This window comes from Rhodoblastus sp. 17X3 (genome assembly GCF_030056575.1).
Taxonomy (GTDB): domain Bacteria; phylum Pseudomonadota; class Alphaproteobacteria; order Rhizobiales; family Beijerinckiaceae; genus Rhodoblastus.
Genome location: NZ_JASHHX010000013.1, coordinates 61,477 through 83,725, shown reverse-complemented (window position 1 = coordinate 83,725; position 22,249 = coordinate 61,477). Strand labels below are relative to the sequence as shown.

The following is a 22,249-nucleotide window of genomic DNA, read 5'->3' as shown; positions in this document are numbered from 1 at the left end:
GGCGGAACCTGTCCGGCGGTGATAAGAACCTGCCGGCCCAGCCGTAATCTTCCATCACTTCTCAGCGAAGCGGATGTTCCATGCAGAAAAAGCGAATTCGTAAAGCTGTCTTCCCGGTCGCCGGCCTCGGCACGCGCGTGCTGCCCGCCACCAAGACCGTTCCGAAGGAAATGCTGACCGTGGTCGATCGCCCGGTTCTGCAGCATTGCGTCGAAGAGGCGCGCGAGGCGGGCATCGAGCATTTCGTCTTCGTCACCGGCCGCAACAAGGCGGTGATCGAGGATCATTTCGACATCGCCTATGAGATGGAAGAAACCCTGCAGCGCCGCGGCAAGCTCAAGGAGCTGGAGGGGCTTCAGGCCGATCTTCCGGCAGCGGGAGCGACCAGCTTCACCCGCCAGCAATTGCCGCTCGGCCTCGGCCACGCCGTGTGGTGCGCGCGCGACATCATCGGCGACGAGCCCTTCGCCGTGCTGCTGCCCGACATGATCACCTTGCCGGGCGCGGGCGGCAAGCGCTGCCTGCAGCAATGCCTCGACACCTATAACGAGCATGGCGGCAATGTCATCGCGGTCGAGCAGGTCCCGATGGAGGACACCCATCAATATGGCGTCGTCGCCAAGGGCCAGGACTTCGGGGCTTCCTTCGAGATCGCCGGCATGGTCGAAAAGCCCGCCAAGGGGACCGCGCCGTCCAATTACATCATTTCCGGCCGCTATGTGCTGGAGCCGCAGATCTTCGACCTGCTCGCCAAGGGCCAGAAGGGCGCCGGCGGCGAAATTCAGCTCACCGATTCGATGATCGAACTGGCCAAAACCCAGAAATTCTTCGCCCGTCATTTCGACGGCAAGACCTATGACACCGGCTCGAAGCTTGGCTTCCTCGCCGCCAATGTCGCGTTCGCGCTGGCCCGCCCGGACATCGAGCCGGGCTTCCGCGCCGAGCTGAAGCGCATCGTCGGGACCTTGTGACCAACCCGCCTGCGCCTATCACTGCTGAAGGCGCAGGCCCACCGTCATGATATTGGCGGTAAAGTCCGAGCCCGCCTGATTGGACGTCATGCGCTGGAAGGCGTAGGCGCCCTTGAGGACGATGCTGCGGGTCAGGTTGTATTCCGCCTTCACCCCCGCCGAATAATAGGTCTGGACCAGCGATGCGCCGGGATAGTTTTCGGTCTGGATCCCGGCGGTGGCGGTGATGGTGAGGTCGCGGCGCAAGGCGTGCGCGACTTCCAGCGTCCCGGTGCGCGTGATCGTCCCGGAAGCGCCGGCCACCGTGGTTTCGTCCATCGTGGTCAGGGTGCGCAGCGTTACCCGGGTCAGCGGCGTGGCGGTCCACACCAGCGAAATGTCGAACACCGGGCCGCGCAGATTGGCCAGGCGCGGGTCCTGATAATTGCGGTCGGCATAGCCCGCCGAGGCGGAGCCGACCAGCAGGCGCGTCAATTCGAAGGTCGAGCCCGCGCTCACCGAGGCGCCGGTGGAATTACGCGCATAGCCGGAAGTGCCATAGGTCGTGTCGTGGATGCGATCATCCACGACGCCCTCGACGAAGGGCTTTACCCCCGGCGTGAGTACATAGCTCGCGCGCAGCGTCACGCCGTAATCGTCATAGGAATCGCGCGAGAGATATTGCGTCGAGCCGTCGGCGAAATGCGCGTCGGCCCAGTAATTCCGCTCGAACGAGCCGCGCAGGGTCACTTCAGTCCGGTTGAAGACCTGGCTGACGCCCAGGCCCCCGCCGAAGGTCGCCACGAGCGGGCGCGAGGCCAACTGGGTCGAGGCGCCATTGTTGTAGAGATTGGGCGACGACTGGTACTGCGTCGAAAGCGTGTAATTGCCGTCGATATTGATCCTGGTGTCGCGCGCGACGTCGAGGCGGGTCAGGAACTTGCCCGTACCATCCGGCGCATTGGCGCTGGATTGGCTGAAATAATCATTATAGCCCAGCCGCATCTCTCCGGCGAAGCTGTGGTTCGACCAGTCCGAGACGCCCGCAAGACCGATTTCCTCGCGCAGGAATGTCGAGCCGCGCAGGTTGCCCGAGCCGGTCGAGGCCTGGTTGGGGTTGGAGTTATAGCCGAAACTTGTCTCCGAATAGGCGTGTGCGCGCAAGGGGCCAGCGTCGAAGCCGATCGGGGCGAAGGGCTCCGGGTCGATTTTCGGCTTTGGGCGCTGCGGTATCGGCGCGGGCAGGGCGGTCGTCGGCGACGGCGCGAGCAAGGCCGGGTCCATCGTTTCGGTGCGCAGGCCGAGAGCGTTCCGGCGACGGGCCTCGGCCGATGTGGGATAGGCGGCGAGGTCCGGCAGCGGATGGGCGAAGCTTTTGCGGTTCGATTTCGCCACCGGCTTGAACGGGCGCGGCTTGCCGTAATTGGCGGCGGATGCGGCGGGCCGGGGGATCGCCGTGTCGGGATAATAAGCGTCGGGCAGCGGCGTCGTCGTCGAAGGCGTCGCGCCGGGAATGGACGGCGCCCCGGCGCCGGGGCGCGCCGCGGGCGCCGAGTCCTGCGTCAGCTCGGGATCATGGGTCGTGGGCCGGAAATCCGCGCTTTGCGCCAGCGCGGCGCCGGAAAGCGCAGCAAGAGCTGCGCCAGCCAGGGCGAGCGCGGGCAGGCGCGCGCGCGCCTTGCCCGGATCGCGGAGCGATCGCGCGCAAGGGATGACGGTCTCGCGACGCGGTTCGACGGACAAGCTCTGGCCTCGCGGGGCGGCGGACCGGGCCGCCACAACTCAGGCCAGCGTTAGGCTCTTATGGTTAATGGAGCCTTACGTTTCATGGTTAACCAAACCTTGCCCGACGCCGCGACGCTCAAGCCGTGAGCGCGGGATAATCGGTGTAACCCTCGGCGCCGCCGCCATAAAGCGTCTTCACGTCCAGCGCGTTCAGCGGCGCGTCGCGGCGCAGGCGCTCGACGAGGTCAGGGTTTGCGATGAAGGGCCGACCGAAGGCGATGAGATCCGCAGCGCCCGTCGCCACCGCCTGCGTCGCCAACGCGCGGTCGTAGGAGTTATTGGCGACATAGGCGCCACGGAAGGCCTTGCGCAAGGCGGCGAAATCGAACGGGGCGATATCGCGCGGGCCGCCGGTCGCGCCCTCGATAAGGTGGATATAGCCAAGCTTGCGGGCGTCGAGCTGGCCGACGAGATAGTCGAATACGGCCTGCGGCGCGCTGTCGCTGACGTCATTGGCCGGGCTGACCGGCGAGAGCCTGATGCCGACGCGGCCCGGCGGCAGGATTTTCGTGATCGCGTCGACGACTTCGAGGGTCAGGCGGCAGCGGTTCTCGATCGAGCCGCCATAGGCGTCCGTACGATGGCTGGAGCCGTCCTTCTGGAACTGGTCGAGCAGATAGCCGTTGGCCGCGTGGATTTCGACGCCGTCGAACCCGGCTTCCTTCGCCCACTCGGCGGCGCGGGCGTAATCGGCGACGATGCCGGGGATTTCACTCAGCTCCAGCGCGCGCGGTTCGGAGACATCGACAAAGCCGCTGGCGGCGAAGGTCTTGGAATTGGCGCGGATGGCGGAAGGCGCGACGGGGGCGGCGCCATTCGCCTGCAGCGAGACGTGGGAGATTCGACCGACATGCCAGAGCTGGATGAAAATCTTGCCGCCGGCGTCATGCACGGCGTCGTTGATTCGGCGCCAGCCGCGCGCCTGCTCGTTGGTATAGATGCCCGGCGTATGGATATAGCCCTGGCCCTGCTGCGAAATCTGGGAGGCCTCGGTCACGATCAGGCCCGCGCTGGCGCGCTGGCGGTAATATTCGACCATCAGGTCGTTGGGCGCGTCGGTTCCGGGCGTGGCGCGGTTGCGCGTCAGCGGCGCCATGACGACGCGATTGGCGAGGCTGAGGTCGCCGAGCTGATAAGGCTGGAACAATTTATCGGCATGATGGGCGGACATGAAGGCGCTCCTGGCTGATTTCCAGCCGGGAGCTAAGCATGGCGCCGCGGCGCCGCAATGGCCCGCGACGCTCCGCCGCGGCAAGGCCGCCTATGCAAAAACGAAATCAGCCCTCGCCCAGCGCCGAGAGATAGAGGTCGAGAATTTCCTCCTCCTCGCGCCGCTTGGTTTCGTCCTGCTTGCGGATCGAGACGATTTTCCGCATGATTTTAGCGTCATAGCCATTGCCCTTGGCTTCGGCATAGACGTCCTTGATATCGTCCGCGAGCGCCTTTTTCTCTTCTTCGAGCCGTTCGATACGCTCGATAAAGGATTTCAAATGGCCGCCGTCGAGCGTGCTGGTGCTCATTGTCCGCCTGTGTTCTGTTTGGGAAATTGGGCCCCTGAATTGGACCAGAGCGGCCCCGTCGTCAAGCGGGCGCGCCGATCGGGAGGTCGGGATCGACGCGCGAGCCGAAATATTCCACCTTCTTCGTGTCCTCATCGCCAAGGATCGGCGGAAGGATGCGCGCGAGCCGCATGGCCCAGGCCTCGCATTGCTCCGGCGTCTCGACCAGGTCCTGCCGGATCTCAATCAGCGCGCCGGGCAGGCCGCGCCGGGTCGAATGCTCATACATGCTGTCGCCGATCAGCGCGCCGTCATAGGGCTCGTTGTCGCCGACGACGAAATTTTCTGCTCGCAAGGCCTCTGTCAGCAGTCTGGCGAGACGGGGGTCCTGGTCCCACAATATGCCGGCCTGCCAGGGCCGCGAGCAGCCCTTGAAACAAGGCGTGAAGGAATGGATTCCGAGCAGCAGGGGCGTCAGGCCGCGCCCAAGGACCGCTTCGACCATCTCCGCGCCGGCGCGGCGATAGGGCCGCCAGTAGGTTTCGATTCGCCGGGAGATTTCATCGGCGCCGATGCGGGCGTTGCCCGGAATGAGCGCCCCGTCAGAAATGCGCATGACCAAAGTGGGGTCGTCCTCGCCGCGATTGGGGTCAATGAGCAGGCGGGAGAACAGGGCCAGCGCCGCCGAGGCGCCGGTCAGCTCCGCGAGCCGTCGCGTCACCTGCTCGGCGCCGATGTCATAGGCGATATGGCGCCGGAGCGAATCAGGCGGCAGGCCGAGATCGCCATAGGCCGGCGGCAGCGCGTTGCGCGCATGGTCGCAGAACAGGATCAGGCGCTGGTCCGCCGACCCCGCGATCAGGTCGAGTGGCCGGAAGGCGTCGGCGACGCGCGGGGAAGAGTCGTCGGAGTGGATTTTCAAGGGGCGCTACAAACTCTCGCTTCTAAATCAAATCTAATGCAAAGCGCATCGACGCGGTCAAGCAATGTGTTTAAAAGACTTTTTGGCGCCCCGGCGTCACGCCTTGGCGATGCGTTTCAACTTTTTTGGGGCTGTTCACACCAATTCGGGGAAGGAGCGCGATGAGCAGGGCGCTTAAGCTTTCATGGCCGGCGGCCGCCTTCATTCTGGCCGCCGCGCAAACCGCGCCCGCCCGCGCCGATTTCCGTCTTTGCAACAACACCAATGCGCGCGTCAGCGTCGCCATCGCCTATACGAATGGAGCGAGCTGGGTGAGCGAGGGCTGGTGGAACGTCAAGGCCAGCAATTGCGAGACCCTTTTGCGCGGGCCTCTCGCCGCTCAATATTATTACATTTACGCGATGGACGAGCGCGGCGGCGAATGGAAGGGCAAAGCCTTCATGTGCACGCGCGACCGCGAGTTCCGCATTGACGGCCGCGAGGACTGTTTTGTGCGCGGCTTCGACCGGTCGGGCTTTTTCGAAGTCGACACCGGCAAGGACGCCAAGAACTGGACGGTGCAACTGACCGATCCCGGACAGCAGCACTGAAACTCAAACAAAAAACATCCGAGGGAACCCCATGAACAGGCGCAGCCGCCGATGTAAGATTCTGGCCACTCTCGGCCCGGCCTCCAATGACGAGGCCTCGGTCGAAAAACTTTGGCGCGCCGGCGCCGATGTGTTCCGCATCAATATGAGCCACGCCGATCCCGAGGCCATGCGGGAGACCGTCGCCATGATCCGGGCGGTCGAGGCCCGCGTCGGCCAGCCGATCGGCATTCTGGTCGATCTGCAGGGGCCGAAGCTGCGCGTTGGAACTTTTGCGGGCGGCGGCGTGGATCTTCTGGTCGGCCAGACCTTTTCCTTCGATTCCGATCCGACGCCCGGCGACGCCGAGCGCGTCTGCCTGCCGCATCCCGAAATCCTCTCGGCGCTGGCGCCCGGCCATAAATTGCTGATCGACGACGGCAAGCTCCGCTTGCATGTGGTCGAGGCCACGGGCGACCGCGCCCTGACGAAGGTCGATGTCGGCGGCCGCATTTCCAACCGCAAGGGCGTCAGCCTGCCGGATACGGAAATCGCCGTCGCGGCCATGACCCCGAAGGATCGCGTCGATCTCGAAGCGGCGGTCGAGACGGGCGTCGACTGGATCGCCCTGTCCTTCGTGCAGCGGGCTACCGACGTTCTGGAGGTCAAGCGCCTGACTGGCGATCGCGCCTTTGTCCTGGCCAAGATCGAAAAGCCTCAGGCCATCGCCCGGCTCGACGAAATCATGGCGGTCGCCGACGCTTTGATGGTGGCGCGCGGCGATCTCGGCGTGGAAATGCCGCTGGAGAAAGTGCCGGGCCTCCAAAAGAGAATCACCCGCGAGGCGCGCCGGTTGGGCCGCCCGGTGGTGGTGGCGACGCAGATGCTCGAAAGCATGATTTCCGCGCCCGCGCCGACCCGCGCGGAAGTCTCGGACGTCGCGACCGCCGTCTTTGAGGGCGGCGACGCCATCATGCTCTCGGCGGAAAGCGCGTCCGGCAAATATCCCTTCGAGGCGGTGACGATGATGAACCGCATCGCCGAGGAGGTCGAGCAGGACAATATCTATCGCGCGATCATCGCCGCCCAGCGCGCCGCGCCGGAGCGCACCGGCGCCGACGCGGTGGCGGTCGCGGCCCGCGACATGACGGAAACGCTCGATCTCAAGGCGATCGTCGCCTGGACCTCGTCGGGCGCGACGGCCTTGCGCGTGGCGCGCGAGCGCCCGCGCGCGCCGATTCTGGCGCTGACTCCCAATCGCGATACGGCGCGGCGGCTGACGGCGGTGTGGGGCGTGGAATCGGTCATCACCAAGGACGCCAAAGACGTCGACGACATGGCCAATCGCGCCTGCAAATTCGCCGTGCGCCAGGGCCTCGCCGCCGTGGGCGACCGCATCCTGATCATCGCCGGCGTTCCTTTCGGGACGCCCGGCGCGACCAATATGCTGCGCCTCGCCTTCATCGGCGAAGACGGTCTGCGGGCGGAATAGCGCGAATTTTACCAGGTTTCACAGGTGAGAGCCTGTGAGTCCTGGTTAGACGCGACTGCGCCCAATAGCCCGTCGAAAGACAAGCGTATCGTGACGCCTTTCCGGTCTATGCGAGGGTTTCCTTGGCCGCGATGAGTCGCGGTCATGGCGAAACGGCGTCAGATCGACATTTGGCCGGTCAGACGGCGCAGGAACGCGACCCCTTCGGCCAGCTGCGCGATATCGACATATTCGTCGGGCTGATGGGCCTGGTCGATGCTGCCTGGCCCGCAGATTACGGCCGGCAGGCCGCCGAACTGGAACTGCCCGGCCTCGGTCGCATAGGGCACGGCGATGGTGTGATTGGCCTTGGCGAGCGCCAAGGCCAGCGTGGAGGCTGCCGAATCCGGCTCCGCGCGCAGCCCGGGCGCCTCGATCTCGACGAAGGTCTCGATCTTCGCATTGGGGAAGCCGCCGAAACGCCCGGCGGCGAGCGTGGCGCTGAAGGCTTCGAATTTCTCCAGCGCCTGATTTTGCGGGACGTGTGGCAGGCCGCGGAACTCCCAGTAGAATTCACATTGCCGCGCCATGATGTTGCGCGCCGTGCCGCCCTGGATGATGCCGACATGCACGGTGGAAAAGGCTGGCTCGAATCGCCCCAGCGGATCGCGCTCGGCCTGCAGCTCCAGCCCGATCCGCTCCAGCGCGGCGACCAGTTCGCAGGCGATATGGACCGCGCTGACGCCAAGCCATGGCTTGGACGAATGGGCTTCGTGGCCGGTGACGCAGGTGCGATAGGTGGCGATGCTCTTGTGGGCGTCGGCGACCTGCATCATGGTCGGCTCGCCGATCACGGCCAGCGCGGGACGCGGCAGGTCGCGGCCGAAGCGCGCGATGGTGTCGAGGCAGCCGGCGCAGGTCGTCTCCTCATCATAGCTCAGCATGATGTGGATCGGCTTCTTTAGCGGCGCGGCCAGGAATTCCGGCGCCATCGCGAGGCAGATGGCGTCAAAGCCCTTCATGTCGCACGTGCCGCGCCCGAACAGCCTTTCGCCGTCGCGGCGCAGGACGAAGGGCGGCGAACTCCAATTCTGTCCCGTGACGGGCACGACGTCGGTATGGCCCGACAGCACCACGCCGCCGTCCTCATCCGGCCCGAAGGTCACGAAAAGCGCGGCCTTGTCGCCCTCGGCGTTGGGAATCCGGGTGAAGCGCGCGCCGAGGCCGAGCAGGTAATCCTCGACGAAGTCGATCAGCGGCAGATTGCTGCGCGAGGATTCGGTGTCGAAGGCCACCAGCCGGTCGAGCAGCGCAATGGCCCGGTCAAGTGTGGAATCGGCGGAAACATGCGTCATGAATGGAATTCCATCGGCGCCTTCGCGGCCTTCCGCCCTAGCAGTTTACGCGCCAATCGGGGCGGCGCAAGCCGGCCCAAGCGCCTAACGCGGCGAGGCGACAGCCGAATGACAGCCGCCCTCAATTGAGGACGCGGCGCTCCATCGGGCTGTCGAGCGAGAAAGGCGGAATTTCCGCGTCGAACGAGCGGCCGTTGGCGTCGACCATGCGATAGGTCCCCGACATCAGGCCGGAGGACGTGGTCAATCCGCAGCCCGACGTATAGCTGAAGCTGGCCCCGGGATCGATGATCGGCGTCTCTCCGACGACGCCGGGACCGTTGACGGTCTCGACCCTGCCGTTGGCGTCGGTGATGCGCCAGGTGCGCTCCAGAAGCTGAACCTGGACGTCGCCATGATTGGCGATCTCGATCGTATAGGTCCAGAAATAGCGGTTGAGCGACCCGTCGCTGCGCTCTGGCGCGAAGACGGGAGTGGCGGTGATTTGGATTTCGTGGGTGATCGCGCGATACATGCGGCGAATTTGCCTCGGGACCGGCGCTGCGTCGAGCCTAATTTTTCGGCGCAGCGCGTTTTTTAGGCGGCGGGGCGAGAGTTTTACGCCGCGCGACGGGCCTGAAGGCTGCGCGCGGTGGAGACGCCGACGAGAACGACGATGCCGCCGGCCTCATTGGTCACGCGAATATGGCCGCCGTGCGACTGGTCGGCGGCGACGGCGAGGATCTCGCGCCAAAGGGCGCTGTTGTCGGACACGCGCAACGATTTGATGTCGCGGCGGGCGCCCGTCGGGTCGATCATCTGGAAGTGATACAGGGTCATGGCGACCTCATCGTCGGCAAGGTCCTTTGCGACGTGCGCGGCTTAGCAAAATAATATGACGATCAGATTATATTGACGCCAGGGCGGAGCATTTTTCGGGCCATTTTCGGGCTCTTGTTGAGTATGATGCTTTACAGAAGCTTAATGCCCCCGCTTTACGGCCTTTTTGTGTAGAAAACAACGAATAAATTTGATGTTATTGTTTTGGCATGAACCGTTGCCGGTTCGGCAACGCAACAATCTACTATTGCGATCGCGAGATGCACGGCGGCGGACGTTTATTCGGCGGCGGCCATCTTTTGGACCGCCGGCGCCCGCAACAAGGGCTGCAGCAAATGTTCGGCAAGATGGCGCACGACGGGAGCGCAGAGGCCGTCGCCGCATAATTTATAGGCGGCGCTGGCGCTTTCGGGCAGCACATAGGAGTCGGGCAAGCCCATCAGACGGGCGGTTTCGCGCGGCGATAGCAGCCGGGTTCGAATCGTCTCGCCACGGACCTCGATCAAGGTCTGGCGGGAGCTGCCTCCGCCCGGCGTGCGCAAGCAGCCGGCCACGCCGTCGAAACGGACCTCGGCCCTTTGGCGCTTCTGGCCGTTTTCATCTGTTCGGGTGCGCCGATAGACGGCGCCGACGACGCGCCGCCCGCTGGCCTGAATGTCCGCAATTTTCTGCCGATGGGCTGGGGCCATCAGCGTCAGCAGGCGCGCGGTCGCTTCGGCCGGACGCCAGGGAGCGTCGGCGGGGGCGCCTTCGAGCAGGTCGGCGAGCTCGGCGTTGCGCAGCGGGGGCGCGGGCAGTCGCCACCACACCCAATCCGCCGCCAAAGCCTCGGGCAGGGCGGCGTGGGCGGCGAGAAGCGCGGGCGAAGACCACAAAGGCTCCGGCGCTTCGGCGGTAAGGGACGCCTCTTGCGCCTGTGCGGCGAATAGCGATTTGTCCAGCGCGACAAAAAACACGCGCGGGCGCGATTGCGGCGTGAACCAGCGCGCGTCGAGCGTCAGCGCGCCGACGCGATAGCCGATCTCGTCCAACGCGGCGACCAGGGCGCGGAAATCCCGCTTGCCATGCGAGGTCAGCACGCCGGCGACATTTTCCAGCACGATGGCGCGCGGCGCCCGGTTCCCGGCGCGAAGGGCGCGCATCTTTTCATGGAACAGCCAGAAGGCGCCGCTGCGCGTCTTCACTTCGTCGCCCGCGGCGCCCATGCCTCTGCCGCCGCCAGCCAGGGAAAGGTCCTGGCAGGGAAAGGAGGCCCAGGCGAGATCGGCCCGGCCGGGGAGGTCCCGCGGAGAAATTGCGGCGAGATCGCCGCCGACGAAATCCGCGTCGCCCCAGTTGGCGTGATAGGAGACGGCCTTGTCCGGATCAATGTCATTGGCGAAGAGGCAGGACCAATCCGCGCCGAGGCCCGCGCGGGCCATGCCGCCGCCAGCGAAAAATTCGTAGAAGGTGAGGCTTTGTCGGGGCATCTGGCTGCGAAGAGTGAGACTGCGCGGAAGAATCATGTCTCTCATTCAGTTCACAATGGCGCAGGTTTCGCCAGCGCGGCCGTCGCGCCGTCCCCAGAAAGCAGCGGAAAATCCGGCGGCTTCGGCCTGTATCATCACACATTCGAAGGCGCGGCGCTCAGCCGTGGCGCGCTTCTCGCCGCCGTCATATTCGATCAGCGCGGCGCGTTCTTCATAAAGGTCGCGCCAGTCGTCCGGCAGCAGGTCGAGCAGGTCGCGCCAGTCTGCGCGCAGCGGCCGCGCGCCGCCGGAATGAACCAAGAGAGAAAGGCCTTGCGCCATATGCGCCTCCCGAGCCAAGTCGTCGCTGCCAATGTTCTTATTTTGTTCTTGCGTAAAAGGCAAGCAGAAAACCTGGGAGTTGGTTTGTCAGCCCCGGTCTTCGGGCAGGATCGGCATGGGCAGGATGGAGACGCCTTCCTCCATCAGGTCGCGCGCCTCTTCGAGCGAGGCCTGGCCACGGATCGGGCGCACAGGCGCCGCGCCATCGTGAATCCGGCGCGCCTCCGTCGGGAATTCGGCGCCGACGTCCACCGTGGCGGCGACGATCTTGGCGTGAAGCTCATGCGCCATCGTCCGCAATTCGCGGTCGCTTTCGCCGAGCAGCGCGACATTCTGCTTCACCGGCGCGGCCGCTGTGCGCTTCTTGCGGGCAACCGCAGGAGCCATCACCGCCTTGCTGACTTTCGTCACATTGCAATGCGGGCAGGAGACGAGATCGTTCTCGATCTGGAAATCATAGGAATCATTGCTGGCGAACCAGCTTTCGAATTCATGGCTGTTTTCGCAGACGAGGGAAAAACGGATCATGGCGCGACCCGATCCGTCAGAAGAGGGTCGAGTTCGCCAGCGAACTCCAGCGCGTAGAGATCGTCGCAGCCGCCGATATGTCTATCGCCGATGAAAATCTGCGGCACGGTCCTGCTTCCGCTGGCGCGCGCGGTCATTTCGGCGCGTTTGGGCGGGTCGAAATCCACCGGGATTTCATCGAAGCGCGCGCCTTTCTCCGTCAGCAGCGCCTTGGCGCGTATGCAATAGGGGCAGGTCGCGGTGGTATAGATTACGATCTTGGGCATGGGCTGTTCTAATTCGGACCGCGCGCGCGGGCAATGGAAACCTTCACGATTCCGTTACAACCCGGGCGAAAACCAGCGCGTCGACGCGCTTCGCCCCCGCCCGGAGCAAAATGCGGGCCGCGGCGTTCAGCGTCGCGCCGGAGGTCATCACGTCGTCGACCAGCACGATTTTGCGGCCTTCGGCCTCGATCCGCCGCGCCGAGGGAACGTCGAAGGCGTCCTGGATGTTCCGGGCGCGCAGCCGACGGGTGAGCCCGACCTGCGGCGGCGTGGGCTTGATGCGGTTCAGCAGTTCGGTTTCGACGGGGACGGCGGAGGCCTTGCTCACGGCGCTGGCGAGCGCGGCGGCCTGGTTGAAGCGCCGGCGGGCGAGGCGCGTCCAATGCAGAGGAATCGGGATGAGCAGGTCGGCGTCGCGGAGCAATTCCTCGCCGGCGCGGGCCATCCAGAGGCCCATCGGGGCGGCCAGCTCGCCGCGATCGCCATATTTCAGTCGGTGGACGAGTTGGCGGGCGGGTCCCTCCTCGAAGCGGGCGACCGCCCGGGCGCGATGGAACACGGGCGGGTCCGCCAGCGCGGCGGGCGAGATCGTGCGGCCGCTTTCCCCCGCCGCGAGATCGATTTCGAACGGGGTTCCGAGCCGCTCGCAAAAGGGGCGCTCGATGAAGCGCATCGCGCTCCAGCAGGCCGGGCACAGGCCGCCATGCGCGGCGATGGCGCGGCGGCAGGCAAGGCAGGAGGGCGGATAGAGCAGGTCGAGCGCGACCCCGCCCGCCCTTTTCAGGGCGCGCGCGCCCTGTCGAAGCCAGGTCGGCGTCCGGAGCAGCATGGGATCGAACCGCAACATGCCGCGATACTAGCCGCTCGCTATTCCGCGCGCAAAATTTTGACGCCGCGCGGCGCAGGGGGCATAAGGGCGTGGTGTCGAACCCGCCGCTCATCTTCGATCGCGCCCTTTGGCGCAAACGCCTGACGCGCGCGCTGCGCGCAGAAAATCCTTGCGATTTCGTGGCGACGCGCGTGGCGGAGGACTTGGCTTTCCGCCTCTCGACGGTCAGCCGCCCTTTTCCGCGCGCGCTCGATCTCGGGTCGCCGCATCCGGCCATAGCCCAGGCGCTGGCCGCGCCCGGACGTCTGCTGGTGCGCGCCGCGCCGGTCGAGGCGGCTCTGGGCGAGGAGGGGCTGCGGCTGGTCGCGGACGACGAGGCCTTGCCCTTCGCGCCGCAAAGTTTCGACCTCGTTGTCAGCGCGCTCAATCTGCAATTCGCCAATGACGTGCCGGGCGTTTTCGCGCAGGCCCGCCGGGCGCTGGCGCCGGACGGCCTGCTGCTCGCCGCGCTCGTCGGCGGCCAGACGCTGGCGGAATTGCGCGCCTGCCTCGCGCAGGCGCAGGAGGAGATCGAAGGCGGCGCCAGCCCGCGCGTGGCGCCTTTCGCCGATTTGCGCGATCTCGGCGGCTTGTTGCAGCGCGCCGGCCTCGCCTTGCCGGTGACCGATTGCGACGCCTTTACCGTCCGCTATCGCGACGTCTTCGGCCTGATGCGCGACCTGCGCTTCATGGGCGCGACCAATGTGCTCGCAGCCGGGGCGCGCAGACCGCTGCGCCGCGACGTATTGTTGCGAATGGCGGCGATTTATGCGGAGAAATTCGCTGATCCTGACGGCAAGATCCGCGCGAGTTTCGAAATCATCTGGGCTTCGGGCTGGGCGCCGCATGAGAGCCAGCAGAAGCCGCTCGCGCCCGGCTCGGCGCAGGCCAAACTCAGCGACGCGCTCGGCGATAAGAGCGGCGATTTTTAGCGCCGAGCCCGGAGCCGGGATTCATGCCAGTGTGGCGGAAATGCTGCGGCGACGCCCCAAAAGCGGCCTTGGGGCAGAATCGCGACATCTTGCCCGTTGCCGCAAACATGGCGATGCCTTAGCCAAAACATGATGGCGAAGGCGTGGACCAAAGAGCGGGGCTATTTGCGCGCGATCGTGATGATCGCGCTCGCCTATGTTCTTGCGCTTGCGCCCGTCCTCTCGTCTCGCCTCCAGCCCGGCGCGGTCCTGGAAGCCGGGCTGGATCGCGCCAGCGCCTGGACGATCTGCGCCCCGGACGGGTCAGTTTCTGATCGTGATCACGACGGCGGGCGCCCCGCCGGTCATGGTCACGAACATTGCGCCCTGTGCTGGACCTTTGCGGCGCCGCTCGCGTCGCCAATGGCCGCGACGGGCTTCCCGACCCGCTATCGCGTCGCCGTCGCGCCTGATTTCCCGACTGCTATCCTTTCGCTGCGCCATTCCGGCTGGTCGACCAGCTGGTCGGCGCGCGCGCCGCCTTTCGCCGCTTGATCGGCCGCGAGGATTCGCTCCTCGCCTGACGTATTCAAGCCTCGAAAGCCCTCATCATGTCGAAAATCGCGTCCTGCCTGCTGGCGGGCGTCGCGCTCTCGCCTTTTGCCGCGCACGCCCAGCAAGCCTCTCCCTTGCCCAATATCGATGTCTATGCGGACCGTTATGCGTCCGAAGACGGTCCGTCCTCGCGCAATGGCAAGCCCACGCTGAACGCCACGATCATCTCCCGCAACGCCATCGCCACCCGCGCCCCGGTCACCAATGACGCCGCGCGCATGCTGTCGGGTACGCCGGGCGTGAGTCTCCAGACCGGCGGCCCGGTTTCGAGTCTGCCGATCATTCACGGCCTCAATGACGATCGCAACGTGGTCGTGCTGGGCGGCGTGCCGATCAGCTCGGCCTGCGCCAACCACATGAACCCGCCGCTGTCCTATATCGACCCGGTCGCCATCGGCTCGGTCGAAGTGCTGACGGTCAATGTGCCAGTGAGCAAGGGAGGCGATTCGATCGGCGGCTCGATCATCGTCAACCCGCGCGATCCCGTCTTCGCCGGCGCCCCGGCGCCAGCCGTCGTGAAGGGCGCGGAACCCGCCGCCGTCGAGGGACCGGCGGCCATCCTCTGGCCGCTCAGCCCCGGCGTCGTCGCCTCGGGCTCGGTTTCGACCTTTTACCGCTCGAATGGCGACGCCCTGAGCGTGTCGGGCCACGCCAATGTGGCGACCGATCATTTCAGCCTGCAATATGACGGAGCCTGGAGCAAAGCGGGCAATTACAACGCGGGCGACGGCTCGGTCGTGCGCTCGACAGGCTATGAGGCGCAGAACCAGTCCGCCACCCTGTCCTATCGCAACGAGGATCAGCTCCTCGCCTTCCACTATGCGTTCCAGAACATTCCCTATCAGGGCTTCGTCAACCAATACATGGACATGCTGGGGAATCTCGGCAACACCTTCGACCTGTCCTACAAGGGCGGCTTCGCCTGGGGCCGACTGGAGGCCAGCGCCTATTATCACCTGACCCAGCACTACATGAACTTTCTGGAGGACCGGGTCGGCTATGTCACCACGCCGCGGACCGGCATGCCGATGTATGTCAACGGCCAGGACTATGGCTACAAGCTCAAGGGCGAGATCATCGCGAGCCAGATCGATCTGGTGCGCGTCGGCAATGAGCTGCACATGCAGACGCTCAACGAGTGGTGGCCGCCGGTCCTACCGTCCGGGATGGGCATGCGCGGCATGGGCATGGGCATGGGGAAGAGCATGATGTGCTGCTCGACCTTCGTGAACGTCAATAACGGCCAGCGCAACGTGCTCAGCACCTATGCCGAGTGGGAGCGGCGCTGGACAAACCAATGGTCGACGCTCGTCGGCGTGCGCAATGACACGGTCTGGATGAACGCGGGCGACGTCCAGGGCTACAACATGATGATGTATGGCATGAACGCGGCGGCGTTCAACGCCCAGGATCATGCAAGGACGAGCATCAATTTCGACGCCGCGGCGCTCGTGCGCTATTACGTCGATCCTTCCGCGCAATATGAGTTCGGCTATACGCGCAAGACGCGCTCGCCGAGCATTTACGAGCGCTATGCGTGGTCCACCAATGCGATGGCCGCCTCGATGATCGGCTGGTTTGGCGACGGCAACGGCTATGTCGGCAATCTCAACCTGAATCCGGAAGTCGCGCATACGATCGCCGCGACGGCGCATTGGAGCGATCCGGCGCAACAAGCCTGGGACGTCAAGCTGACGCCCTATTTCACCTATGTGCAGGACTATATCGACGTCGACCAGATCGGCGTGATCGGCAAGGGCCCCAACGCCGCCAACCTGCTGCGGTTCGCCAATCACAACGCCGAGCTCTATGGCTTCGACATCTCGGGCCGCGCCCTGATCGCCCATACGGCGGATTATGGCGACTTCTCGATCTCCGGCGCCGGCGGCCATGTGCGCGGCTGGCGCACCGACGCGTCCATGAATCTTTACCACATGATGCCGCTGAACGGGAAAGCGGCGCTCGAAAACGCCATCGTCATCTTCGGCGGGCGCCTGACCAGCACGGTGGAAGTTCAGGCGGCCGCGGCCAAGACGCTCGTCCAGTCCGTGCGTCTCGAGCCGACCACGCCGGCCTATGCGATCGTCAATTTGCGCACGTCCTTTGAATACAGGAACCTGCGCTTTGACCTGGGCGTCGAGAACCTCGGCAACCAGATGTATTACAGCCCGCTCGGCGGCATCGACATCGCGGACTGGAAAGCGGGCGCAAATGCGCTGCTCCATACGCCGGTCGCGGCGATCGGACGGACGATCTATGGCGGCGTGACCGCCAGATTCTGAAAACCGAAGCCCGGCGCCGGCCCTTCGGCGCCGGGCTCAGCTCTTTTTCGGCGCCGTCGCGCCAAGAGCGGCGACCAGAGCGATTCCGGCGGAAACCAGCACGTTCCAGTCGGCCAGAGACAGGCCGAGGATGCGCAGCGAAACCTCGTCGCATCGTATGATGCGCATGGTCTCCATCTGCTTGCGAAAATCTTCCATCGAGACCGGCTTGACGAAATCGCCGGTGCAATCCGTGGGCCCGGGCCAGAATTTCCATTCGACGCCGGCGTGATAGGCGCCAGCGACCGCGCTGGCGACGAAGATCACGGCGAGAAGGCCAAGGATAAGCCGGGCCGCGAAGGGCTGCGCATTGCGGGCCAGGAAAATTGCAGCCGTCGCCAGCGGCAGCGTCGCGTAATAGGGATAGCGCTGCTTCAGGCATAATTCACAGGGCTCGAAGCCGAGGGACTGGAAGGTCCAGGCCCCGGCGAGCGTGACCGCCGCGCCCAGCAGCACGAGCGAGGCGGCGGGCAGAGGCTGCAGGAGGGATCGAATTTGCTCGAATTTGGTCATGGCGTCACACCAGATGGACCGCGGCCCAGAAGCCGAACACGATGATCGCCAGCAGGATCGCGATGAACCAGGCGAAATGCTTGTCCATCCAGACACGGACCGTGTCGCCGTAGCGATTCATCGCCGCCGCGACCAGGAAGAAGCGCGCGCCGCGCGTGATCATTGAAAGCACGATGAACAGCGGCAGACTATAGCCGAGCAGGCCGCTGACGATGGTGACAAGCTTGAAGGGAATCGGCGTGAGGCCCTTTACCAGGATGAAGGCCCAGCCCCATTGCGCGTAAAACTCCCGCAGCGCGCCGATGCGCGGCCCATAGCCGTAAAGCGCAATGATGTAATGGCCGACCGTGTCATAGAGCAAGGCCCCGATTGCATAGCCAAGGATGCCGCCCAGCACCGACGCGATGGTGCAGACCAGCGCATAGAACCAGGCCTTCTGCGGCTTGGCCAGCGACATGGGCAGCAGGATGAGATCGGGCGGCAGCGGAAAGAACGAGCTTTCGGCGAAAGCGATTCCGGCGAGGGCGAGCGTCGCATGGCGGCTTTCGGCCAGCGACAGCGTCCAGTCATAAAGCCTTTTGAACATCCGAATCCGATCCGTTGCGAACGCGCGGGTTTGTAGCACTTTCGCTCAGGCTCGGCCAAGGCAAGCTTGCTGATCTTATCCCCAAAAGCGGTCAGCGCCTTGTCAAAGGAGGGACGCCCTTTTCGGCGCCGATCGCAAGCCTGCGTCAAAAATGCGGAATCGCGCGCTCGCGGCGATTGACGGGAAGAAGTTGCACGCTATGATCCGCGCCGCTTCCGGGCTGTTCGCCCGCGTTGCCCCTGTGGCGGAATTGGTAGACGCGCTCGACTCAAAATCGAGTTCCGCAAGGAGTGCTGGTTCGATCCCGGCCAGGGGCACCACTTTCATATCCGAGACTGTCCGCAACAGTCCGTAACTGTCTGAAAAACAATAGCTATCATCCTCGTGTGGCGTCCAGGACTGTCTTTCTCTGTCCGAGGATGCCCGCTTGCAGCCACGATTTTTGCGGGTAGAATCGCGGGCGCCCTCAAGCAAGGGGCGAAAATCCTACCCGCAGGCGCCCGCAATGCCGCTCACAGACGTTGAAATCCGAAACGCGAAGCCTCGCGCCAAGCCCTACAAGCTGTCCGATGGCGGATGGCTCTATTTGCTGGTTGAGCCATCGGGTTCGAAACTCTGGCGCATGGGCTATCGGTTTGCGGGTAAGGAAAAGACCTTATCGCTGGGCGCTTACCCGCAACTGGCGCTGAAAGATGCCCGCAACAAGCGGGATGAAGCGAAGGCCCTGGCCGCGTCGGGCGTCGATCCGGGAGAGCGCCGCAAGACGGTCAAGGCGCGCGAGGCATTGGAGCGCGTCAACACATTCGACGCCATCGCCAGCGAAATGCTCGAAAAGAAGCGCCGGGAAGGCAAGACCGAAAAAACCCTGGCGAAAAACGAATGGGCGCTGGGATTCGTCCGTCCGAGCCTTGGCGCTCGACCGATTCATGAAATCACGGCGCCCGAAATTCTCGCCTGCTTGCGCGCGGTTGAAGAACGCGGGCGGCATGAGACTGCGGTGCGGCTGCGCGCGCTGGTAGGGCAAGTTTTTCGCTATGCCATTGCGACCGGACGATGCGGCAACGATCCGACCTTCGCTTTGCGAGGCGCGCTGACGACGCCAACCGTGAGACATAGGCCGGCTATTGTCGAGCCGGTTCCTTTTGGTGGGTTGCTTCGCGCGATCAATGGCTATGCCGGCGATCCGATGACACGCATCGCCTTGCAACTGCTTTCGCTGACATTTGTCAGGCCGGGCGAACTGCGGAACGCCGAATGGGCGGAATTTGATCTGGACGCGGCTGTCTGGTCGATTCCAGCGGGTAGGATGAAAATGCGGCGCCCGCATCGCGTTCCGCTGGCGTCGCAAGCCGTGGCGTTGCTCAGGGAATTGCACGACGGGACGGGCCGCTGCCGACTGTTGTTCCCCGGCCTTCGTTCCGTCGAACGGCCAATGTCCGAAAACACTTTGAACGGCGCGCTAAGACGGCTTGGTTTTGCTCAGGACGAAATGACGGCGCACGGTTTCCGCGCCGCCGCATCGTCCATGCTGAACGAAAGCGGCAAGTGGAGCGGCGACGCAATCGAACGCCAATTGGCCCACGCGGACCCGGACGAAGTGCGCCGCGCCTATGCGCGCGCCGACTTCTGGCCTGAGCGGGTCGAGATGATGACGTGGTGGGCGGATTATCTCGACCGGCTCAAAGCGGGCGGCGAGGTTGTCACCTTGCGGCCTGCCACCGGGCGGGACTGAACAGCATGGGCGACGTGCTGAAATTCACGGGGCAGACTTGCCCGATTTTTTATCCCTGGCGCGAAACGGTCGAATGGAATGGCCGGGCCTTGTCCATATTGCTGGTGCGCAAAGAGGAAAGCTGAGGCCCCCAGGGGGGATTGAATCTCTGGAGGGTCGCGGCGATTGTACCGGTTCCATACCTCTGCGCACAAAGCCGCGAATAAAAAGAAAAAAGTTGGAGACGTGGCTTTTGCGCATAGACGGGCAAATCCTGTGTTTCTGGTTTGTCCCGAATCGTTCGCGGCGGTAAGCTGGCGTTTGCGCGGATAGGACAGCCATCCGACAAGCCGGGACGCATCGCCCGGTTTCCGCGTGTTTCTGCGATGCTTGCGGATGCGCGCGGATGGGAAAAGATCTTTCGGATTCGAAATTTTATAGGCTTCTCTGTGACGCCTTTGTTGAAAACATCGAAGAAAAGGCCGAATCGTTCTTGGAAATGTCACTATGTGACCCAAAAGATATAAATGAAGTTAAAGCTGCCAAAAAGATAGTTCGCGAGTGTCACAATTATTTGATTGAGACGATAGAATATATTTTTAATGACGATGAAGAGACAAAAGCCAACGTATTAAAGGCACTGCATCTAATTGTTGCTCACTCGTACCAAATCGGCTCAACTGCGATTATATCGAAATCAACAAGGAAATTTTGCAATTATATAAATACAATTAATGCAAGAAACGCGCGTCGCAAAGATAACATTCAGATGATTATTGAGACATGCGCAAAAGAAACTTGGCAGAAAAAACCCAGACTGCGCAGCAATCTAAACCAAACTGCTCGCGAAATTCGCGCCACCGTTATGGCCGAAATTAGTGAGGCGTTCGGAAGCACTCCACCGAAAAGCTGGGAGCCGGCTGGCGAGACGACAGAAATCGAGCGAATCAGAAAACGCCTTGCTACGGCGTCGAAGACGAACAGGAGCCAAATCGGTGACCTCGCTACCCCGGACAATTGATATTCGTCCGAAAAAATCGCCGGACGAATGTCGTTGGTCCGTGGAAAAGTCGGCTACTGGCTGACAAGCGCGAACATTGCAATACTAATTCGGATCGCCAAGAACAGGAGGCGATTCGATGACACAAATTGAAACGGTTCGAACTGACGACAAGCGCGCTTTTCACGTCAAGGAAGCGGCCAAAATCTACGGCCTGAGCCGCAGCACGCTTTACAAGCAAATGCAGACTGGAACGCTGCGCACCGTCAAGATCGGCGGGCGTCGGCTGATTCCGCGCGATGCGATTGAGGCGCTTATTTCCGTGGACGCCAGAAAGGGCGCTGAGGCCAGGGAGTAAAATCCGATGGCCAAAGCCACAAAACACGCCGACCGCCCCCATGCGCGCATTTATGCCCACTGGCTAGAATTGCCCGCGTGGCTCGCGATCCGGCGCGAAGCGCAGCTCCTGCTTGTTCACATGTTGTGCGATTATCGCCCGGCCAAAAACAGCCGCCTGGAATGGAGCCTGACGCGGGTTCAAAAGGCTGTGGGTTGCAGCCGGACGATAGCCAGCGAGAGCCTGACGGACCTCGAAAAGAACGGTTGGCTCGCCGTTTGCCGCGTCGGACGATTTTCCGGCAGTCGTCAAACTTCTCTCTATCGGCTCACTATGTTCCCCAGCGAGGTCGAAGGCCTCCCCAAAACGGAAGAATTTTTACGCATCCGCAACCCAGCGCGCCCCGGTCGCAATAAGAACCGGACAGGTTTCAATAAGACGCCTGACAAGTCCTTGTTAAAACCGCAACAGGTTCTTGTTGAAACCGCGAACGGCAAAATCCCTGAAAAAACTGCGGCCAAACCAAAGGCGCTAATTCACGGAAAAAACGATTTATTTCCGCCTCAAACCAATTCCGAGCCGGTTGCGCTGGGAACCCTCGCGACACAGCTATTATCAGCATCTGGGTTTGCTGGCCTTGGCGCCAATGATTGCCGAGGGGCGGCGCGCGAAGCCTTGCGAAGCGCAGCGGCGCCGCCCCTTGCGCCTTCCGCCGTTCGCAATCCCGTCGCCTCAAATCGTAGGAGGTTTTGACCATGCCGCGCCCTCGCCAACGTGTTCGCCTCGAAGACGGCCTCAAACTGGACCTGAACCGTCTCATTCGACAAAACCTTGTGCGCCCCGGCGCGACCTGGAGCGGCACGATCCGTTGGAGCTATCGCTATTCCGGCGAAGAAATTTCGTCCGGCTCGATTAAGGCCGAAATGACCTATGAGCGGCGCGGATGGCTGCAAATTAACATCGGCGGCTCTGTTCAAATGATTGATCTGGTCTCTGCCCCGCGCCATTTCGGCGGGCGGCAATGGTATTTTATTTGCCCTTGCACGAATCGGCGCGCCTCGACCTTGTGGCGGCCTCCCGGCTCGTCAATCTTCGCCAGTCGTCAAACATGGGGGCGGCAAGTCGCCTATCGCTCGCAATTCGAGACCGATTACGACCGCGCCTTGTCGGCTGCGCACGACATTCGCTTTGCGTTGGGCGGCATGGATCACGTTGCAATTATCGACGGATTTCCGCCGCCAAAACCGAAGGGAATGCACTGGCGCACGTTTGAAGAGAAAATCAACCGCTGCGAAGCCTATGAGGCCGTTTGTAATCAAAGGCTTATGCAATTCTTGGAGCGTTTGAACAGATAAAATTCGCAACAGATTTCGATTGCCGATTTGCACAGCCCCGAAAATCAGCCATTTTGACGGCATCGCATTTGATTCATT

25 protein-coding genes and 1 tRNA gene are annotated in these 22,249 nt (G+C 63.4%); 12 read left to right on the top strand and 14 right to left on the bottom strand.

Translation table 11 applies throughout. The features are described 5' to 3' along the window. Window positions 1-80 precede the first annotated feature (80 nt). The gene (locus tag QM467_RS13130; RefSeq protein ID WP_283366783.1) at window positions 81-971 is read left to right on the top strand and encodes a UTP--glucose-1-phosphate uridylyltransferase; all 891 of its coding nucleotides are present in this window, start codon (window positions 81-83) and stop codon (window positions 969-971) included. 18 nt (window positions 972-989) lie between these two features. Here QM467_RS13130 and QM467_RS13125 read toward each other — a convergent pair whose 3' ends face one another. The 4 genes from QM467_RS13125 to QM467_RS13110 all read right to left on the bottom strand — a co-directional run bounded on the left by QM467_RS13125 (window position 990) and on the right by QM467_RS13110 (window position 5,156). Continuing rightward, the gene (locus QM467_RS13125; protein ID WP_283366782.1) at window positions 990-2,693 is read right to left on the bottom strand and encodes an outer membrane beta-barrel protein; all 1,704 of its coding nucleotides are present in this window, start codon (window positions 2,691-2,693) and stop codon (window positions 990-992) included. A gap of 118 nt (window positions 2,694-2,811) precedes the next feature. Then, window positions 2,812-3,906 carry an alkene reductase gene (locus tag QM467_RS13120; RefSeq protein WP_283366781.1) on the bottom strand — a complete coding sequence of 365 codons (1,095 nt, stop codon included), beginning with the start codon at window positions 3,904-3,906 and terminating at the stop codon, window positions 2,812-2,814. A 106-nt stretch (window positions 3,907-4,012) separates the two neighbouring features. Then, window positions 4,013-4,255 carry a DUF2312 domain-containing protein gene (locus QM467_RS13115; protein WP_283366780.1) on the bottom strand — a complete coding sequence of 81 codons (243 nt, stop codon included), beginning with the start codon at window positions 4,253-4,255 and terminating at the stop codon, window positions 4,013-4,015. Between the two features lie 61 nt (window positions 4,256-4,316). Further along, window positions 4,317-5,156, bottom strand: coding sequence for an N-formylglutamate amidohydrolase (locus QM467_RS13110; RefSeq protein WP_283366779.1), 840 nt, complete (start codon window positions 5,154-5,156; stop codon window positions 4,317-4,319). Between the two features lie 161 nt (window positions 5,157-5,317). On the opposite strand from QM467_RS13110, the gene QM467_RS13105 reads away from it, so the two are divergent. Continuing rightward, complete coding sequence (locus QM467_RS13105) at window positions 5,318-5,746, top strand: DUF1036 domain-containing protein (protein ID WP_283366778.1); 429 nt, start codon at window positions 5,318-5,320, stop codon at window positions 5,744-5,746. A gap of 31 nt (window positions 5,747-5,777) precedes the next feature. Next, window positions 5,778-7,217: a pyruvate kinase gene (gene pyk, locus QM467_RS13100; protein ID WP_283366777.1), complete on the top strand. Its 1,440-nt coding sequence runs from the start codon at window positions 5,778-5,780 to the stop codon at window positions 7,215-7,217. A gap of 158 nt (window positions 7,218-7,375) precedes the next feature. Here pyk and argE read toward each other — a convergent pair whose 3' ends face one another. The 8 genes from argE to QM467_RS13060 form a co-directional block, all read right to left on the bottom strand. Then, window positions 7,376-8,551, bottom strand: coding sequence for an acetylornithine deacetylase (gene argE / locus QM467_RS13095; RefSeq protein ID WP_283366776.1), 1,176 nt, complete (start codon window positions 8,549-8,551; stop codon window positions 7,376-7,378). Window positions 8,552-8,672: 121 nt separating this feature from the next. Next, window positions 8,673-9,065: a Co2+/Mg2+ efflux protein ApaG gene (gene apaG / locus QM467_RS13090; protein WP_283366775.1), complete on the bottom strand. Its 393-nt coding sequence runs from the start codon at window positions 9,063-9,065 to the stop codon at window positions 8,673-8,675. An 83-nt stretch (window positions 9,066-9,148) separates the two neighbouring features. Then, on the bottom strand, window positions 9,149-9,370 hold the full coding sequence (locus QM467_RS13085; protein ID WP_283366774.1) for a hypothetical protein: 222 nt from the start codon (window positions 9,368-9,370) through the stop codon (window positions 9,149-9,151). A 278-nt stretch (window positions 9,371-9,648) separates the two neighbouring features. Further along, window positions 9,649-10,875 (bottom strand): DNA cytosine methyltransferase, encoded by a 1,227-nt coding sequence (locus tag QM467_RS13080; protein WP_283366773.1) that lies wholly within the window; start codon window positions 10,873-10,875, stop codon window positions 9,649-9,651. 9 nt (window positions 10,876-10,884) lie between these two features. Then, complete coding sequence (locus tag QM467_RS13075; protein ID WP_283366772.1) at window positions 10,885-11,160, bottom strand: hypothetical protein; 276 nt, start codon at window positions 11,158-11,160, stop codon at window positions 10,885-10,887. A gap of 87 nt (window positions 11,161-11,247) precedes the next feature. Beyond that, entirely contained in the window at window positions 11,248-11,688 is a 441-nt protein-coding gene (locus QM467_RS13070; protein ID WP_283366771.1) for a DUF1178 family protein, read from the bottom strand. Then, window positions 11,685-11,954 carry a glutaredoxin 3 gene (gene grxC / locus QM467_RS13065; RefSeq protein ID WP_283366770.1) on the bottom strand — a complete coding sequence of 90 codons (270 nt, stop codon included), beginning with the start codon at window positions 11,952-11,954 and terminating at the stop codon, window positions 11,685-11,687. Before grxC ends, QM467_RS13070 begins: the two co-directional genes overlap by 4 nt. A gap of 43 nt (window positions 11,955-11,997) precedes the next feature. Beyond that, window positions 11,998-12,783, bottom strand: coding sequence for a ComF family protein (locus QM467_RS13060; protein WP_283366769.1), 786 nt, complete (start codon window positions 12,781-12,783; stop codon window positions 11,998-12,000). A 92-nt stretch (window positions 12,784-12,875) separates the two neighbouring features. On the opposite strand from QM467_RS13060, the gene QM467_RS13055 reads away from it, so the two are divergent. The 3 genes from QM467_RS13055 to QM467_RS13045 all read left to right on the top strand — a co-directional run bounded on the left by QM467_RS13055 (window position 12,876) and on the right by QM467_RS13045 (window position 16,630). Continuing rightward, window positions 12,876-13,754, top strand: a complete 879-nt coding sequence (locus QM467_RS13055) for a class I SAM-dependent methyltransferase (RefSeq protein ID WP_446737775.1) — start codon at window positions 12,876-12,878, stop codon at window positions 13,752-13,754. Between the two features lie 132 nt (window positions 13,755-13,886). After that, complete coding sequence (locus QM467_RS13050) at window positions 13,887-14,288, top strand: DUF2946 domain-containing protein (protein ID WP_283366767.1); 402 nt, start codon at window positions 13,887-13,889, stop codon at window positions 14,286-14,288. A gap of 56 nt (window positions 14,289-14,344) precedes the next feature. Beyond that, window positions 14,345-16,630: a TonB-dependent receptor gene (locus QM467_RS13045; protein WP_283366766.1), complete on the top strand. Its 2,286-nt coding sequence runs from the start codon at window positions 14,345-14,347 to the stop codon at window positions 16,628-16,630. A 36-nt stretch (window positions 16,631-16,666) separates the two neighbouring features. On the opposite strand, the gene QM467_RS13040 is transcribed toward QM467_RS13045, so the two are convergent. Next, window positions 16,667-17,182 (bottom strand): disulfide bond formation protein B, encoded by a 516-nt coding sequence (locus QM467_RS13040; protein ID WP_283366765.1) that lies wholly within the window; start codon window positions 17,180-17,182, stop codon window positions 16,667-16,669. A gap of 4 nt (window positions 17,183-17,186) precedes the next feature. Further along, window positions 17,187-17,768: a YqaA family protein gene (locus QM467_RS13035; protein ID WP_283366764.1), complete on the bottom strand. Its 582-nt coding sequence runs from the start codon at window positions 17,766-17,768 to the stop codon at window positions 17,187-17,189. 235 nt (window positions 17,769-18,003) lie between these two features. Between QM467_RS13035 and QM467_RS13030 the strand changes: the two genes are divergently transcribed. The 6 genes from QM467_RS13030 to QM467_RS13005 all read left to right on the top strand — a co-directional run bounded on the left by QM467_RS13030 (window position 18,004) and on the right by QM467_RS13005 (window position 22,171). After that, window positions 18,004-18,088, top strand: a tRNA-Leu gene (locus QM467_RS13030). A 185-nt stretch (window positions 18,089-18,273) separates the two neighbouring features. Continuing rightward, the gene (locus QM467_RS13025) at window positions 18,274-19,500 is read left to right on the top strand and encodes a tyrosine-type recombinase/integrase (protein ID WP_283366763.1); all 1,227 of its coding nucleotides are present in this window, start codon (window positions 18,274-18,276) and stop codon (window positions 19,498-19,500) included. A 385-nt stretch (window positions 19,501-19,885) separates the two neighbouring features. Continuing rightward, window positions 19,886-20,500, top strand: a complete 615-nt coding sequence (locus QM467_RS13020) for a hypothetical protein (protein WP_283366762.1) — start codon at window positions 19,886-19,888, stop codon at window positions 20,498-20,500. A 118-nt stretch (window positions 20,501-20,618) separates the two neighbouring features. Beyond that, window positions 20,619-20,837, top strand: coding sequence for a helix-turn-helix domain-containing protein (locus QM467_RS13015; protein ID WP_283366761.1), 219 nt, complete (start codon window positions 20,619-20,621; stop codon window positions 20,835-20,837). A gap of 6 nt (window positions 20,838-20,843) precedes the next feature. After that, entirely contained in the window at window positions 20,844-21,569 is a 726-nt protein-coding gene (locus tag QM467_RS13010; protein ID WP_283366760.1) for a hypothetical protein, read from the top strand. After that, a complete protein-coding gene (locus tag QM467_RS13005; protein ID WP_283366759.1) occupies window positions 21,566-22,171 on the top strand; it encodes a hypothetical protein in 606 nt (201 codons plus the stop codon). Before QM467_RS13010 ends, QM467_RS13005 begins: the two co-directional genes overlap by 4 nt. The last annotated feature ends 78 nt before the right edge of the window (window positions 22,172-22,249 follow it).

What these genes read in the sequence shown, in the direction of transcription:
- QM467_RS13130 (WP_283366783.1), top strand. Translation starts at nt 81, where the DNA reads ATGCAGAAAAAGCGAATTCGTAAAGCTGTCTTCCCGGTCGCCGGCCTC.
- QM467_RS13120 (WP_283366781.1), bottom strand. Translation starts at nt 3,906, where the DNA reads ATGTCCGCCCATCATGCCGATAAATTGTTCCAGCCTTATCAGCTCGGC.
- QM467_RS13115 (WP_283366780.1), bottom strand. Translation starts at nt 4,255, where the DNA reads ATGAGCACCAGCACGCTCGACGGCGGCCATTTGAAATCCTTTATCGAG.
- QM467_RS13105 (WP_283366778.1), top strand. Translation starts at nt 5,318, where the DNA reads ATGAGCAGGGCGCTTAAGCTTTCATGGCCGGCGGCCGCCTTCATTCTG.
- pyk (WP_283366777.1), top strand. Translation starts at nt 5,778, where the DNA reads ATGAACAGGCGCAGCCGCCGATGTAAGATTCTGGCCACTCTCGGCCCG.
- argE (WP_283366776.1), bottom strand. Translation starts at nt 8,551, where the DNA reads ATGACGCATGTTTCCGCCGATTCCACACTTGACCGGGCCATTGCGCTG.
- apaG (WP_283366775.1), bottom strand. Translation starts at nt 9,065, where the DNA reads ATGTATCGCGCGATCACCCACGAAATCCAAATCACCGCCACTCCCGTC.
- QM467_RS13085 (WP_283366774.1), bottom strand. Translation starts at nt 9,370, where the DNA reads ATGACCCTGTATCACTTCCAGATGATCGACCCGACGGGCGCCCGCCGC.
- QM467_RS13080 (WP_283366773.1), bottom strand. Translation starts at nt 10,875, where the DNA reads ATGATTCTTCCGCGCAGTCTCACTCTTCGCAGCCAGATGCCCCGACAA.
- QM467_RS13075 (WP_283366772.1), bottom strand. Translation starts at nt 11,160, where the DNA reads ATGGCGCAAGGCCTTTCTCTCTTGGTTCATTCCGGCGGCGCGCGGCCG.
- QM467_RS13070 (WP_283366771.1), bottom strand. Translation starts at nt 11,688, where the DNA reads ATGATCCGTTTTTCCCTCGTCTGCGAAAACAGCCATGAATTCGAAAGC.
- grxC (WP_283366770.1), bottom strand. Translation starts at nt 11,954, where the DNA reads ATGCCCAAGATCGTAATCTATACCACCGCGACCTGCCCCTATTGCATA.
- QM467_RS13060 (WP_283366769.1), bottom strand. Translation starts at nt 12,783, where the DNA reads ATGCTGCTCCGGACGCCGACCTGGCTTCGACAGGGCGCGCGCGCCCTG.
- QM467_RS13050 (WP_283366767.1), top strand. Translation starts at nt 13,887, where the DNA reads ATGGCGAAGGCGTGGACCAAAGAGCGGGGCTATTTGCGCGCGATCGTG.
- QM467_RS13045 (WP_283366766.1), top strand. Translation starts at nt 14,345, where the DNA reads ATGTCGAAAATCGCGTCCTGCCTGCTGGCGGGCGTCGCGCTCTCGCCT.
- QM467_RS13040 (WP_283366765.1), bottom strand. Translation starts at nt 17,182, where the DNA reads ATGACCAAATTCGAGCAAATTCGATCCCTCCTGCAGCCTCTGCCCGCC.
- QM467_RS13035 (WP_283366764.1), bottom strand. Translation starts at nt 17,768, where the DNA reads ATGTTCAAAAGGCTTTATGACTGGACGCTGTCGCTGGCCGAAAGCCGC.
- QM467_RS13025 (WP_283366763.1), top strand. Translation starts at nt 18,274, where the DNA reads ATGCCGCTCACAGACGTTGAAATCCGAAACGCGAAGCCTCGCGCCAAG.
- QM467_RS13020 (WP_283366762.1), top strand. Translation starts at nt 19,886, where the DNA reads ATGGGAAAAGATCTTTCGGATTCGAAATTTTATAGGCTTCTCTGTGAC.
- QM467_RS13015 (WP_283366761.1), top strand. Translation starts at nt 20,619, where the DNA reads ATGACACAAATTGAAACGGTTCGAACTGACGACAAGCGCGCTTTTCAC.
- QM467_RS13010 (WP_283366760.1), top strand. Translation starts at nt 20,844, where the DNA reads ATGGCCAAAGCCACAAAACACGCCGACCGCCCCCATGCGCGCATTTAT.